This window comes from Spirosoma flavum, assembly GCF_042686045.1.
GTDB classification, from domain to species: domain Bacteria; phylum Bacteroidota; class Bacteroidia; order Cytophagales; family Spirosomataceae; genus Spirosoma; species Spirosoma flavum.
The window spans coordinates 519,001-533,743 of the sequence record NZ_JBHUOM010000002.1 but is presented as its reverse complement, the minus strand read 5'-3'; the positions used below and the strand labels follow the sequence as shown (position 1 = coordinate 533,743).

8 protein-coding genes are annotated in these 14,743 nt (G+C 47.5%); 6 read left to right on the top strand and 2 right to left on the bottom strand.

What is annotated here, in order from left to right; genetic code table 11:
* The first annotated feature begins 3 nt into the window (after nucleotides 1-3).
* The 4 genes from ACFS25_RS07720 to ACFS25_RS07705 all read left to right on the top strand — a co-directional run bounded on the left by ACFS25_RS07720 (nucleotide 4) and on the right by ACFS25_RS07705 (nucleotide 8,595).
* Entirely contained in the window at nucleotides 4-2,688 is a 2,685-nt protein-coding gene (locus tag ACFS25_RS07720; protein ID WP_381498241.1) for an ABC transporter permease, read from the top strand.
* A 194-nt stretch (nucleotides 2,689-2,882) separates the two neighbouring features.
* Entirely contained in the window at nucleotides 2,883-3,221 is a 339-nt protein-coding gene (locus ACFS25_RS07715; RefSeq protein WP_381498238.1) for a PadR family transcriptional regulator, read from the top strand.
* The gene (locus tag ACFS25_RS07710) at nucleotides 3,221-5,914 is read left to right on the top strand and encodes an ABC transporter permease (protein WP_381498235.1); all 2,694 of its coding nucleotides are present in this window, start codon (nucleotides 3,221-3,223) and stop codon (nucleotides 5,912-5,914) included. Before ACFS25_RS07715 ends, ACFS25_RS07710 begins: the two co-directional genes overlap by 1 nt.
* A gap of 44 nt (nucleotides 5,915-5,958) precedes the next feature.
* Nucleotides 5,959-8,595 (top strand): ABC transporter permease, encoded by a 2,637-nt coding sequence (locus ACFS25_RS07705; protein ID WP_381498233.1) that lies wholly within the window; start codon nucleotides 5,959-5,961, stop codon nucleotides 8,593-8,595.
* A 38-nt stretch (nucleotides 8,596-8,633) separates the two neighbouring features.
* On the opposite strand, the gene ACFS25_RS07700 is transcribed toward ACFS25_RS07705, so the two are convergent.
* Nucleotides 8,634-10,226 (bottom strand): hydrolase, encoded by a 1,593-nt coding sequence (locus ACFS25_RS07700; RefSeq protein ID WP_381498230.1) that lies wholly within the window; start codon nucleotides 10,224-10,226, stop codon nucleotides 8,634-8,636.
* A gap of 325 nt (nucleotides 10,227-10,551) precedes the next feature.
* On the opposite strand from ACFS25_RS07700, the gene ACFS25_RS07695 reads away from it, so the two are divergent.
* Complete coding sequence (locus ACFS25_RS07695) at nucleotides 10,552-11,814, top strand: exo-beta-N-acetylmuramidase NamZ family protein (protein ID WP_381498227.1); 1,263 nt, start codon at nucleotides 10,552-10,554, stop codon at nucleotides 11,812-11,814.
* A 318-nt stretch (nucleotides 11,815-12,132) separates the two neighbouring features.
* Nucleotides 12,133-13,422 carry a hypothetical protein gene (locus tag ACFS25_RS07690; protein WP_381498224.1) on the top strand — a complete coding sequence of 430 codons (1,290 nt, stop codon included), beginning with the start codon at nucleotides 12,133-12,135 and terminating at the stop codon, nucleotides 13,420-13,422.
* 568 nt (nucleotides 13,423-13,990) lie between these two features.
* On the opposite strand, the gene ACFS25_RS07685 is transcribed toward ACFS25_RS07690, so the two are convergent.
* Nucleotides 13,991-14,743 carry an SDR family oxidoreductase gene (locus tag ACFS25_RS07685; protein ID WP_381498222.1) on the bottom strand — a complete coding sequence of 251 codons (753 nt, stop codon included), beginning with the start codon at nucleotides 14,741-14,743 and terminating at the stop codon, nucleotides 13,991-13,993.

Sequence of the window (14,743 nt, the reverse complement as noted above, 5' to 3'; positions counted from 1 at the left end):
GGTATGAATCCCCAACCACCTCGCCGGGCCGACCAACTGCTCAAATTTGTCTGCCCCCCACATCGGCTAGAAGAAACCCTGGGCGATCTGCACGAGGAGTTCGCTTACCAGGTCGGGCGCATAGGTGAGCGTCGAGCACGCTGGCGATACTGGTGGGATGTGTTGGGATTTGTCAAACCTCCACCGGGATGGCCGTTCGTCAGCAAACCAAAATCCAGTGAGTATTTATCACCATCTTTTCTAGGCCCGATTATGATACGAAATTATGTAAAAATAGCCTCTCGGAATTTAACTCAAAGTAAAGGCTACTCGGCGCTGACAATTTTTGGTCTGGCTCTTGGTCTGGCAGTGAGCCTGTTAAGTATTCTTTACGTAGCAGATGAGTTAAGTTACGACCGCTATAATGAAAAGGCCAGTCGGATTTACCGAATCAACAGCGACATCAGCTTTTCGCTCAGGGGCGTAAAGGCGGCAACGTCCCCTACTCCAATGGGCCAAACGATGAAGCGAGAATTTCCTGAGGTAGAGGAGGCTACCCGGTTAGGAAAATATGGTAGCCATTTGGTAAAAAGTGATCAGACGAGCATTCGTGAGCAAAAAGTTCTTTATGCAGACTCGACTGTCTTTGATGTGTTTACGTTGCCTATGCTGGCAGGAAACCCCAGAAGGGCACTGGTCGAACCGCAGTCTGTCGTCATTACAGAAAGTACTGCTAAAAAGTATTTCGGCACAATCGACGCGTTGAACCGGGTACTGATCTTTGATGATAATGATGTCAGACAAGTTACAGCAGTCATCAAGGATATTCCAGCACAGTCGCATTTTCAGGCTGACTTCTTCCTGCCTCTGCACGGAACCAAAGACGCTAAAGTCAATAAGTGGGGCAACCATATTTTCAATACCTATGTCTTGCTCAGGCCAGACGCTGACCCCCGATTGGTCGAGGCTAAATTTGAACGCATCCTTCAAACTTACGTCGATCCGGCACTACGTCAATTCTTTAATACCACGCTGGCTGAGACGAGGAAAGCGGGTAATTATTTCAATTACTCCCTGATGTCCCTAACGGATATTCATTTGTATTCTGACCGGCAGGGCGAGTTGACGCCTACCAACAGCATCAAGTATGTGTACCTTTTCTTACTCATTGCTTTATTCATTTTGCTAATTGCCGTTTTTAATTTTATCAACCTGACAACGGCCCGATCAGCCAAACGCGCGCGGGAAGTGGGCGTCCGAAAAGTAGCCGGTTCTACCAGAGCGGAACTCGTCTTACAGTTTCTATCGGAGTCACTATTAACTACTTTTCTGGCCTTAGTAGTTGGCCTGGGCTTGGTCTATTTGCTATTGCCTGCCTTCAATACACTTGCCCTTAAAAACCTATCGATCAGTCAGGTAATAAGCCCATCATTTATACTCTATTTGGTGTTCGGGTCAGCATGTGTAGGTGTCATTGCTGGTTTGTACCCCGCCTTATACCTCTCTTCTTTCAAACCAATCACAGCCTTAACAGGCAAAGTATGGGTAATGCCCGGACGCCAAAGCTTGCGCAGTTACTTAGTAGTTTTTCAGTTTGCCCTGTCTGTGCTACTTATCATTGGCACGCTGCTCATTAATCAGCAGATGCAGTATATCCAGACGAAGAAACTAGGATTTAACAAAGAACAGGTGGTAGTGGTCAATACATCTCAATCGACCAAACAGCAAGTAATCGCCTTTAAGAATGAAGTGCTGCGCAGTCCAGCCATAAAAACGGGTACGGTAAGCGGATATCTGCCTGTTACGTCCAACCGGAGCAATGACATGTGGTATCCGGAAAACGAAACCGACCAAAAACAGTCTGTGGGCATGCAGGAATGGAAGGTCGATCCGGATTATATAGCCACGCTGGGTATGCAGCTTCTGAAGGGCAGAAATTTTACAGAAGGACGTGTTGCGGATAATCAAGCCGTAATTATTAATGAAAGTGCGGCCAAACGATTTGGCTACGTAAACCCAGTCGGAAAGATTATTCATAAGACCGGCGGGGAGCAACTGACAGTTATTGGCGTGGTGAAGGATTTCCATTACGAATCACTACGCACCACCATCGAACCGGTTGGGCTGGTCGTGGATGCAGCCATGTTGGGTAGCACTGTCGAAACGTATTCTTTAGATGCCGTTTCATTTCGGCTGAATACCACTAATGTCTCCTCGGCACTCGCTTTTATTGAAAAAAACTGGAAGCAGATCGCTCCGGGGCGGCCTTTTGACTACTCCTTTTTAAGTGAAGACTTTGACGCAATGTATCGCGCCGAGCAGCGAATTGAGCAACTCTTTATGGCATTTTCTACCGTAGCAATTTTGATTGCCTGCCTGGGCCTTTTTGGACTGAGTGCTTTTGCCGCCGAGCAACGACAAAAGGAGATTGGCGTTCGCAAGGTACTGGGGGCATCTGTTACAAGCATTGTCTCACTTCTCTCCAAAGACTTCCTCAGACCAGTTTTGTTCGCTATCGTCATTGCCTCACCCATCGCCTGGTACGCCATAAATAAATGGCTTCAGGAGTTTACCTACAAAGTTGACATTGAGTGGTGGATATTTGCCCTGGCGGGTCTGCTGGCGGTGGGAATTGCCCTGCTGACGGTGAGTTTCCAGAGCATAAAAGCCGCTCTGATGAACCCGGTGAAAAGCTTACGCAGCGACTAGTAAGGTTTTTCTTTCTTCATAACACGGCAATCCCCACTACGGATTGCCGTGTCCGTTTTGCAGACACCCATTGTCCAGAATCGGACAGATGATACACGCACAATTTCCTAAAAACGCCATTTCAGAGTGAAAAAGAGCGATTTTGATAGTTGGCACCGCATTTGATCGACATTATCGTATAATATCATTATGTCATGAAAAGGGCCTTTCTGGGAGAGTTTGAAGAGGTAGTTCTGCTAACGGTGGCGATTCTCGATGAAAGCGCTTACGGCGTTACAGTTACGCAGGCGATAGAGCAGAAAACGGGTCGTTCGGTTGGGTTCAGCACGGTTCACACGACGCTACAACGGTTGGAAGAAAAAGGTTTTCTATCCTCCAAGATGGGCGGGGCTACGGCTGAACGCGGGGGTCGCCGAAAGCGGTTTTTCATCGTTACAGCTGCCGGACGCAAGGCCTTGCTTGAGGTTAAACAGGTTCGCGAACAATTATGGGAGGCACTACCCCCACAAACATTGCAACTGATGGGTAACTGATGAGTACAATTAACAAAAAGCAATCTCACCGAACCGCCGAACCAGTTGGACAGCCACCCCGCTGGAGTGAAAAACTCCTGTCTTGGTGGGCAGACCCCAACTCGCAGGAAGAAGTGCAGGGCGACCTGCTCGAACTTTACGCCTACTGGGTAGAAACAGTGGGCCAACGACGCGCTCGCTGGCGATACAGCCTAAGTGTACTGAAATTGCTGCGGCCATTGGCCAAACCAAAACTATCAGCACCCTATTCGACACCTTTTTCTCTAAGTCCTGCTATGTTACGAAACTACATCAAAATTGCCTGGCGAAATCTGGTTCTCAATAAAGCCTTTACCGCCATTAATAGTGTCGGGTTGGCTGTTGGTCTCGCTACGTGTCTGCTGATTGTGCTGTTTGTTTCCCACGAACTGAGCTATGATCGCTACTACGCTAAAGCTGACCGCATCTACCGAATGATTATTCATGGTCAGGTGGGTGGAAAGGAGATCAATGCAGCACAGGGGAGCGTTCCGATTGGGCCGACGCTGGCACGTGATTACGCCGGAGTAGAAGCGTTTACCCGTCTGAATCAGGAAGGGACGTTTATCGTTAAACATAACCAGGAGAGTTTCAAAGAAGAACACGTCGTTTTCGCTGATTCCAACGTATTCGAGACTTTTTCGATACCTCTGCTAAAAGGAAATTCTAAAACAGCACTAACAGAGCCGAATACAATTGTCGTTACGGAAACAATTGCCCGGAAATATTTTGGTGAACATGACCCAATCGGCCAAACGTTAACGCTGGGTACTCGTGGACTTTTCCAAGTGACGGGTGTGTGCCAGGACGTCCCCTCAAACACGCACTTTCACTACGATATGTTCGGTTCCCTGCGCTCAATTCAGTTGCGCGAAACGTGGCTTACCAGTAGCATACTCACCTACATTGTGTTACGTCCGGGCTATTCGGCTGACGACCTGAGCGCTAAGCTGCCCGAACTGACAAAAAAATACATCGGCTCGGAAATTCAGGGGCTTTTCGGTGTAAGCCTGACTGAGTTTACACGAAAAGGCAATGGCGTCGACTTTCAGCTTCAGCCAGTTACGTCAATTCATCTTCATTCAGACCTTGAATCGGAAATCGAGTCGAATAGCGACATCAAGTACGTTTACATTTTTTCAATCATCGCTGTCTTTATCCTGCTGGTTGCCTGCATCAATTTCATGAATCTATCCACAGCCGGATCGGCAGGGCGGGCCAAAGAGGTTGGTATCCGGAAGGTGTTGGGTTCGGTAAAACAGCAACTCGTCTGGCAATTTCTGAGTGAATCGGTGTTACTCACGTTCATTGCATTGCTGGTAGCGCTTGGTATAGTAGCGGCAGCCCTGCCCAGCTTCAATCAGTTGGCCGGTAAGCAATTTGGATTTAGTGCCCTTATGAGTGGCTGGATGTTGCCGGGTATCTTGCTGGCCTGTTTGCTGATTGGGTTGCTGGCCGGTAGCTATCCCGCTTTTTTCCTTTCGGCCTTTAAACCGATTAGCGTGCTTAAAGGAACCATTCGGGCGGGATTCCGAAGTGGCTGGCTACGTAACACACTCGTTACGACCCAGTTTGTCGTTTCCATCGGAATGATTGTCGGCACTATCGTCGTCTATCAGCAACTACATTTTATCCAGAACAAAAAGGTAGGTTTCGATAAAGATCAGGTGCTGATTTTACATGATACATATGCCCTCGGTCAAAAAAACAGCGCGTTTAGAGATGAACTGGTGAAGCTGTCGCAAGTTCTTGACGTTACGCAGGCGGGGTATATACCTGCTGGGCCGTCTAACAGTTCTAACGATGGTTTTCAGCCAGAAAACGGAGCCGACAAAACGACAATCTACCGGGAGAAAAACTATTATATCGACGAGCACTATCTGCCAACCTTAGGCATCCGGCTGGCTCAGGGTCGAAACTTCTCGAAAGCGTATCCGTCCGATAGTACCGCCATCGTGATAAATGAAGCTGCTGTCAAACGGTTTGGCTGGAAGAATCCAGTCGGTCAGCGAATCTGGACAGTTGGCAATGGTAGTCCGGGAAGTCATCGTCTGTATACCGTCATTGGCGTTGTAAAGGACTTCCACTTCGAGTCCATGCATCAACACATTGCGCCGTTAGTTATGTTTTCCGGCGCCGATAAATATCAGATGGCGCTACGTATTCGTACGGCAGATGTTCCCGGTCTTCTGAAAACAATAGAGCAACGCTGGAAAACGCAAACGGATAACCCATTTTCCTATTCATTCTTAAATGAGCGGTTCAACAGGGTGTACCAATCTGAGCAACGAGTTGGGCAGCTATTCGGCATCTTCGCCGGGCTAACGGTTTTTATCTCCTGCCTGGGTCTGTTTGGACTAGCTATGTTCACGGCGCAACAACGTACCAAAGAGATCGGTGTTCGCAAAGTACTCGGCGCATCGGTGGCCAGCGTTGTGGCCCTTCTGTCGAAAGACTTCTTGAAATTGGTCGTGATTGCTATTGTCATTGCTTCACCTCTGGCCTGGTACGCCATGAATAGGTGGTTACAGGATTTCGCCTATAAAATTGACCTTGACTGGTGGGTCTTCGCTCTGGCAGGCTTTCTGGCCATCGCGATTGCGCTGGTAACAGTCAGTTTTCAAAGCATCAAAGCGGCCTTGATGAATCCGGTTAAATCACTACGTAGCGAGTAAATTTTGTAGGGACCGGCGGACCGGTCTCTACAACATAAAAAAACATGAACGCCAACCTTAAACCACCTCGCTGGGCTCAGAGAATTCTAGAGAACTTCGGCGACCCCAACACCCTGGAGGAAACTCAGGGCGACTTGCTCGAACTTTATGCGAATTGGGTCCGGACGGCGGGGGAACGCAAAGCCCGCTGGCGATACGTAGCGAGCGTACTCAAATTGCTGCGGCCTCTGGCCAAACCAACACTATCAGCACCCTATTCGACACCTTTTTCTCTAAGCCCTGACATGATACGTAATTATTTCAAAATCGCTTGGCGAAACCTGGTTCGCAACAAAGGCTTTTCAAGCATCAACATAGTGGGGCTTGCTCTGGGCATGGCGTGTAGTTTGCTGATTCTACTCTGGGTTCAGGATGAACGTAGCGTAGATGGTTTTCATGCCAACGGAAAGCAGTTGTATCAAGTGTACGAACGCCAGCAATACGATGGCAAAATTGAGGCAGACTACCTTACACAGGGCTTGTTGGCGGACGAGCTTAAACGAGTCATTCCCGAAGTGCAGTATGCCAGTAGTATGGAATGGAACAACCCCGTTACCTTCGAAGCCGGGGACAAGATTAATAAAATGGAGGGAACGTTTGCCGGGGCTGATTTTTTCAAGATGTTCAGTTACCCGCTCTTGCAGGGAACTCCCGAAACAGCCTTAAACGCACCAAACGGTATTGCCATTTCCCGAAAAATGGCTAACCAGTTTTTTGGCAGCCCCGAAAAAGCCATCGGGCAACAGATACGTTACGAGAACAAAGATGATTTACAGGTAACGGCGGTATTTGAAAATTTACCGGCGAATTCGTCGCAGCAGTTTGATTTCCTACGACCCTGGGAAGCCTATATAAAAGTAAATGAGTGGGTTAGTAATTGGAATAACACCAACCCATTCACCCTGTTACAATTGCGACCAGAGGCAGATCCCGTTAAAGTCGAAGCGAAAATCAAGGACTTTATCTACCGATATAAAGCAAAAGACAAACGGTTTATCACGGAACTGGGTTTGCAATCGTATTCCGAAAAGTACCTTCATTCAACCTTTAAAAATGGGTATCTTGATGGTGGCCGTATTGAATACGTGCGCCTGTTTAGCTTCGTAGCTATTTTTATTTTGCTCATTGCCTGCATCAATTTCATGAACCTGGCGACCGCCCGCTCAACGAAACGAGCCAAAGAAGTTGGTGTTCGGAAGGTCGTTGGGGCGGTTCGTTCTGCGCTGGTGGGTCAATTTGTTGGCGAGGCCATGTTACTCACTTTCTTCTCCATTTGTATCGCCGTTAGTCTGGTAGCTTTGATCTTACCTAGCTTTTCTATCCTCACGGGAAAGCACTTATTCCTACCGGTTAGCCAGCCTATATTCTGGGCAACATTGCTGGGTTTATTCGTACTAACAGGCTTCGTCGCGGGTAGTTATCCCGCGCTTTTCCTGTCATCGCAGAGTCCCATTCGGGTGTTAAAAGGCAGTTTGCGGTTTGGTGCCGGCGCAACAACGTTCCGCAAAGGTTTGGTAGTTTTTCAGTTTGTACTGTCGGTTATGCTCATTATAGGCATGATCGTGATGTATCGCCAAACCGATTACGTTCAAACGAAGAACCTTGGCTACAATCGCGAAAACCTCATTTACATTCCGTTAGAGGGCGATTTAGCGAAAAAATATAGTCTGTTTAAGGAAGAAGCGGGCAAAATGTCTGGTGTTCTGAGCATTTCACAAATGCGCGGAACGCCCACCATTATTGCTCATCATAATGGCGATTTCACATGGCCCGGCAAAGACCCCAATGTGGCAACATCGTTTGCCGATACGCCAGTTGGATACGATTTTGTGAAGACAATGAATCTGATAGTAAAGGAAGGACGGGATTTCTCGAAAGCCTTTGGTACCGACTCTGTAGGTTTTCTGGTGAACGAGACTGCTTTAGCGAAAATCGGCTATAAAAACCGAAATCACACAAATGGACTGGCCGGATCGCCGATTGGCCAACCACTGATCTGGGGTAAAAAGCAAGGCGTGATTATTGGCGTTTTGAAAGATTTTCATTTTAACTCAATGCATCAGACAATTGAGCCGCTGATCATGCGGCTGGATGAAAAACGACAGTGGGGCACCATACTCGTTCGTATCGAAGCGGGCAAAACTAAAGAGGCTCTCACCAGTCTGGAGAATGTTTGCAAAGAATTGAATCCCAAGTTCCCGTTCACATACCAGTTTTCGGACCAGGAGTACGCCAAACTTTACAGGAGCGAACAGGTCGTTAGCCAATTGGCCAACTACTTTGCGTGTCTCGCCATTTTCATTTCGTGTCTGGGTTTATTTGGACTGGCTACTTTTACGGCAGAGCAACGCACCAAAGAAATCGGGGTCCGCAAGGTGCTGGGTGCATCAATAGGTAGCGTCGTTACACTACTCTCAACCGACTTCCTGAAACTGGTGCTTATTGCCATTATCATTGCCTCGCCTATTGCCTGGTACACCATGAATAAATGGTTGCAGGGTTTTGCCTACAAGATTGATCTAGCCTGGTGGATGTTTGGCTTGGCGGGTTTGCTGGCGGTAAGCATTGCCTTATTGACCATCTCTTTTCAGAGTATCAAAGCCGCTCTGATGAACCCTGTGAAAAGTCTGCGAAGTGAGTAAACGTAATGGGGAGTAAGCTAGCCTACTCCCCATTACGTTTACTGGATTTTAGCCAGCCACAGCGAAGCGTTAATGTGCAAGGCCGGATGCGAGGTATACCCAGATGGAGCGTCTCCCGACCAGCCATTAAATAAGCTGTCATTCGTATCACCCGTTCCATCGTCGGCTGGTGAGCTATCGCCGACAAATACCACGCGTCCGCTGCCATACGTAGAAAGCAATGCCATAACGCTAGTTGTGCTACCTACTGTGCTACTCATCCGCCAGAATAAGCCCTGTACGTTTGTGTTGTTTGTCGGGTAGAGGGTCGCAGTTGTCCCATTATAGAAAGCCAGCTTTGAGGCAGTACCGGCAAGGCCGCCCAGTACTTTTTGCGCATTGGTATTAGTACCCGAATATACTTTGGTTGTTGGCTGTTCACTGATGTCTATGTAGTCGATGACAAAGCCAAACGGTTTATTGTTGTTGATACCATTGTTCGACATCAGATCATTCCACACTCTGGGCGAATCGGCTCCATCGCCGTCTCGGTCTGATGGGTTGTAGCCATTAGGGTCGGTACCCGTCAGCGACGGAGCGGTATGGTCGGCAACCATCATCAATCCACCACCATTGGAGACGAAATTCATGATAGCCGTTTTCTCTGAAGCGGTGAACAGACGGTTAGGCTCCACGACTACATAAACAGCGTAATTGCTTAAATCCTGCGGATTGGCAGCGTTTCCGTACGTGATAGCCGTTCCATTTGGAAGCGTCTCAACCAGATTACCACGTTTAACCAGTTCAACGGCCCAGGATGATATACCGCCTTTCCAGTAGGTTTCTAGAGTACTTGATGTGATGCCGGTATAGGATGGCGTTGGTACCCGTTGAGCCTTCGTTTCTACAGTTGTCCCGCCCGTATAGAGCGGAACACTTTCGGTGCCGTCGGCGTCAATCTGCCAATCGGCACTACCGGCGTTTTCATAATGGCTGGCATCAAACAAAAACTTTTTGCCTGTAGGCGTGCCTCCTCCAGCATTATCGTTGATACTAATATCGTCGATATTAATTCGATTTGCTGATCCAGAAACTTTACGAATTTCCAGCCGAACCGTTCCCGATGCGTTCAGTGTAAAACTTTGCGTCTGTAGCGTTGAGGTTGTGGTAATGTTTGAGCCCGTTTGTGTCCAGCTACTGCCCCCATTAATCGAATACCATAATCCCCATTGACTCGACGCGTCACTACTATAGGTTCCGTGTTTGATCGTAACGGTGCTAATTCCTGACGTTACATCGAACAGCATAGTGATTTTACCTGTGTTACGGATTCTAGCCGACCATGAACCCGCTTTCAGATCACCACTCAAATTACCAATTAGTGCATCATAAATAGTCCACGAGCCGGAGGGTAACGTTACATTATCTCCGCTGGCTGATCCGGTTGGCGACACATCATACGCCGTTTTGGGGCTAGTTGAACCAACTTCAAACCCTTCTGCCAGTGATACAGCCAGCTTTCGGGCTCCACTGGAAAGAGCCTTGTCATTGACACCTGGCGTCAACTCACTGATTGAATGACAGCCTACTATCAACGAGCCAACGACCGCGCAGGCTGCGTAAAATTTTTTGGATCTTATGAATTCAAGCATACACGTAGGTTTGTTGATGACTGGTCGATAAACCTACATAAAAGTTTTATTTTATTCTAAACAGGTACTAAATGTATTATTAATTTAACATGGCGTAACTTTTCATACTATTATAGGCTACACGGTATACAGGACTTTACTTTCAGGATTAATAGCCCGTCCGGTAATAGCAGCTATGGTTTTGATCTCGGTTCTAGCAACAGTTTTCAACCTATCAAATCATCCTTGACGAATCTGGCAAAGACGGTACAAACGGCATAACAAGGCTTGTTCACAAACTCTTTTATCAGCAACTTGCTGCCCAACTACCGCTACGCTGATCTTCATGAAAATCATTTTATTCGTTTTGCTACCATTGGTAATCGGGCTTCTTTGCTCAATAACACATGTTGGCCTTTTCCGTAATTCGTTCGTAGCTGCCCCTGATGTAGTCACCACCATACCGAAAAAAGCGAACCAGAAAGTACTGACGGGGGCGGAGCAAATCTCCGCCTATCTGCCCTACCTCAAAGGAAAACGCATCGGGATGGTCGTTAATCAAACCTCTATTATTGGCAGTAAACCCAGCGTTGACAGTCTGGTTAGCCTGGGCGTTGACATTGTGAAAATTTTTGGTCCCGAGCATGGATTTCGAGGAAATGCCAGCAATGGCGCTAAGGTTGACGATAGCGTCGATCCTAAAACCGGCATTAAGGTTGTGTCCCTGTATGGCAAAAATGCAAAGCCGTCGCAGGAGCAATTAGCGGACATCGACCTGATGGTTTTCGATATTCAGGACGTGGGAGCGCGCTTTTATACGTACATCAACACGCTCAATCACGTGATGGAATCCTGCGCCAAAAACAATAAAGAATTATTGATTCTGGACCGTCCTAATCCAAACGGTTTTATCGTAGATGGCCCCATTTTAGACGATCATCTCCATTCGGGCATTGGCATGCACCGTATTCCCATTACGCATGGGCTGACCATGGCCGAATTTGCCCAAATGATCAATGGAGAAGGATGGGGATTACCAAACAAGACCCCGTGCAAACTTCGTATTATTAAGGTAGCGAATTACACGCACGATACGCCCTATACATTGCTCGTAATGCCTTCACCAAACCTAAATACGCAGCAATCCATTATGCTATATCCAAGTCTTTGTCTGTTCGAAGGAACAATTATCAGCCAGGGTCGGGGCACATATATGCCCTTCACGGTTTTGGGCGCACCCGCTCTGAAAGGTCTGTATCCTTTTTCGTTTCGACCGGTTAGCCTCAAGGGCATGAGCGAAACGCCTTTACATCAGGATACAGATTGCTACGGACTTGATTTACGAAAGTATGATACCAACGTGTTTCGAAAAACAAAGCAACTCAATCTGAAATGGCTGATGGAGTTATACAAAGCCTACCCCGACAAAGCCCGATTTTTCGATATGAGCCAGAGCAAGCAAATGGGGAATTTTGACAAACTAGCTGGCACAGAAAACTTAAAGCAGCAGATCATAGCGGGTAAATCCGAAAAAGAAATTCGCCAAAGCTGGGAACCCGGCTTGTCAGCGTATAAACAAATGCGCAAGAAATACCTGCTTTATAACTGATAATAAGCACAATACTGTTTTTCAGAGCAGCCAGGTAACCTTACTAAATGGGGCACTTCTTTTAAGGGTAGAATTTGCCCGTTAAGAAATGAAATGTACCGTTACAAGTGCCTTGTTGCAGAGTTTTAAATTAAGGTGATTGGGGAACGCTTTATTAATACGTACACACACAGCTTACACGCCGAAGCACTCGCTGGGAAATACTACATTTTACCTAAAAAAGTTACCTTTAAATTAATTAATTTTAAATTACTCTTTCTTGGAGAGTACTTTGACTTATTGACTCTATCAGTTAGTTACGTATAATTCTTTATCCCCATGTTTTCTAGATCTGCTCCCAAATCTGTTGTGCCACGGAAGGTTAGCCCTGCCGTTAGTGAACCTGCTTCTTCCAGTAGTGCAAGGCCGGCAGTGGCAGTGAGTGGTAACCCACGGCAAATAGCTCATCAAGCAAGTAGCCCACGGCAGGTTGCTCAAGCGAGTGTTGCTGCTGTTGGCCAGGTGAGACAGTTGGCATCATTGCCAGGTAAGATTAGCTCCCGGGGGTATTGGGTGGCCAAAAAGACGCACACAGTGCACACAGGCGGGAGGGAGTGGAGATATTGGAATCAAGGAACTGGAGCGACCGTAAGAAAATCAGGTTGGTATGGGCGGGACCGCAATGGCGGATGGGATGAAGCATCAACTCCGCTCATCAGTGATGCCCCCTTAAATACCAGCGAAGCCGGGGTTGAACTCATATCAAGATTAGATCAGCCGTTTGCTCTCATTGCTGCCGAACCGGGCACTTCGCTAGCGTATGAAGTGGATGACTCCTTTGCCGATATTGGCGCAGGGGAAGGCAGGGCGCGTAGCAGTAGGGACCGCGGAATCATGACTCCCATGCCTAGTAAACTTCAACTGGAACGTTTCAGCGAACTAGCCGCATGGTGTCAAAATATTGATGAACTCATTTCCCTGTTTGAGAATAATGAGACCGATGTGACAACGTGGCGAAACCGTTTGGCGGCATTAAGCGGAGCACAAATAGCGTTGGGCCTGGTAGGTGCCGGACTAATGATTAGTGCCATTGTGGCTACCGGCGGACTGGCGGCAATTCCAATGACCGCTGCCGGAATAGCGATTGCGGTATCTTCGGGAGCAGCAGGTGTAGGGATAGGTGCTGCACGGGCAGTTGCAGATAGAGGACTGGCAAACGCACGGCAGGAAGGTGGCGTGCAGCATGGAAGAGCAGTTTTGGGAGGAAAGGAGTTAGCAAAAGGGTCTGGGGCCATAGGCGCTAAAGAGGGTCTAACCAGAGGACTGATGGCGACTACCGAGGTGGGCTCCCAAGCAATAGGAGCGGTAGCAGGTGGCGGTGGGGCAGCTATTTCCGTTGTTACAGGCAGCATGGGATTATACAAAGCTGCGAAAGTTGATGTGGGGGCCATCTGGGAACAAGTCGACTGGCAAAAGGCGCTAAAAAACGTAACGGATGCCGAAGCATTCCTGGACAGGCACTCAAGTGGATTCAATCCCGGCATGTTAATCCTGGTGAAAAAGAGGCTAAAAGATACTGGAGAAAAGATTTCCAACATATCAAGAAATAAAAATCCCAGGTGGAGCTAAAAATAGTGACATTGACCTTGTTATGTTAACTGACCCGTGGCAGACCAGATTAGGAAAATGGCTGTACAGCCGGATACGTTGCCTATCCAGCAAGCGTTTCGTTTATCTTACAAAGAAGGTATATCACTTTTGACAAGACATTGGCCGTCACCAACAAGGCGAGTGTAACTCACATTTCGTTTCTCAGCGGGCAAGTCCGCCCCTGAAAGAAGTGCCCTAAATCTAGTGACAGGATTACTACTAGACTAGACTAGTCCAGATCTATGTTCGATGCGTTCATGGCATATTCCATCTGCACTTGCACCCTTTTGTGTTCACCAAACGAATCAAGTATATTATCGCTGAGGTTAATGAAATAGTCTTTCATTAACCTCAGCACCCAGGTTTTGGCCCTGGTAGAGTTTCTGGTGAACAATACTTCCAGGTTATTCTTCACCCGATGATGAATTTTCTTTAACAATAATTCATTTTCTGCATTCCCACAGGGCTTTCTTATTGCCGTGGTGTCGGTTTCTTAAAACCGACACCACGGCAATAAGAAAGCCCTGTTCACTATTAATTTTTGAGTTTACAAATCCCGGAATCCACCATCAATGACCAGGTCAGCGCCGGTCATATAAGACGAATCATCCGACGCCAGGAAGAGGAATCCTTTCGCCATCTCGTCTACGGTTCCGAGTCGTTTTAAGGCGACTGCATTAGCAAAAAAGCTATTCATTCCGTCGGCTGTTGACTGGGACAACCCTGCTTTTATAAAAATCGGCGTATCAACTGCGCCTGGAGAAAGAGCATTCACCCGAATTTTCCGACCCGCCAGTTCGGCGGCAAACGCACGGACCAGTGAACGCTCTGCCGCTTTTGAGGAGGTATAAGCTGCGCCGTTGGGTATGCCTTTGTTGGCTACTGTAGACGATGTAATAATGATGGAAGCACCCTCATTCAGAAAGGGAAGTGCTTTTTGCACGGTGAAGAAAACGCCTTTATAATTGATATTAATGATCTGGTCAAATAGCTCTTCGGTAAACTCTTCGAGCGGAGCCATGACCATAATACCGGCATTGACGACCAGTACATCTATTTTACCAAACGTACGGTTAACTGTAGTATAGAGCGGCTCAAAACTGGCCACCTCACCTACATTGCTTACAAGACCGATGGCACCATGACCGATCTCTTCGATAGCCGTGTCAATCGTGGATTGAGTACGACCCGTAATGGTAACCTTTGCGCCTTCACTGGCAAATAATTTTGCCGTTCCTAAACCAATACCGCTATTACCCCCGGTAATTACAGCTACTGTATTTTCTAATTTACCTGACAT

Bases quoted from the DNA above. Each gene is read 5' to 3' on its own strand.
- ACFS25_RS07695 (WP_381498227.1), top strand. From the start codon at position 10,552: ATGAAAATCATTTTATTCGTTTTGCTACCATTGGTAATCGGGCTTCTT.
- ACFS25_RS07705 (WP_381498233.1), top strand. From the start codon at position 5,959: ATGAACGCCAACCTTAAACCACCTCGCTGGGCTCAGAGAATTCTAGAG.
- ACFS25_RS07690 (WP_381498224.1), top strand. From the start codon at position 12,133: ATGTTTTCTAGATCTGCTCCCAAATCTGTTGTGCCACGGAAGGTTAGC.
- ACFS25_RS07720 (WP_381498241.1), top strand. From the start codon at position 4: ATGAATCCCCAACCACCTCGCCGGGCCGACCAACTGCTCAAATTTGTC.
- ACFS25_RS07685 (WP_381498222.1), bottom strand. From the start codon at position 14,743: ATGTCAGGTAAATTAGAAAATACAGTAGCTGTAATTACCGGGGGTAAT.
- ACFS25_RS07710 (WP_381498235.1), top strand. From the start codon at position 3,221: ATGAGTACAATTAACAAAAAGCAATCTCACCGAACCGCCGAACCAGTT.
- ACFS25_RS07715 (WP_381498238.1), top strand. From the start codon at position 2,883: ATGAAAAGGGCCTTTCTGGGAGAGTTTGAAGAGGTAGTTCTGCTAACG.
- ACFS25_RS07700 (WP_381498230.1), bottom strand. From the start codon at position 10,226: ATGCTTGAATTCATAAGATCCAAAAAATTTTACGCAGCCTGCGCGGTC.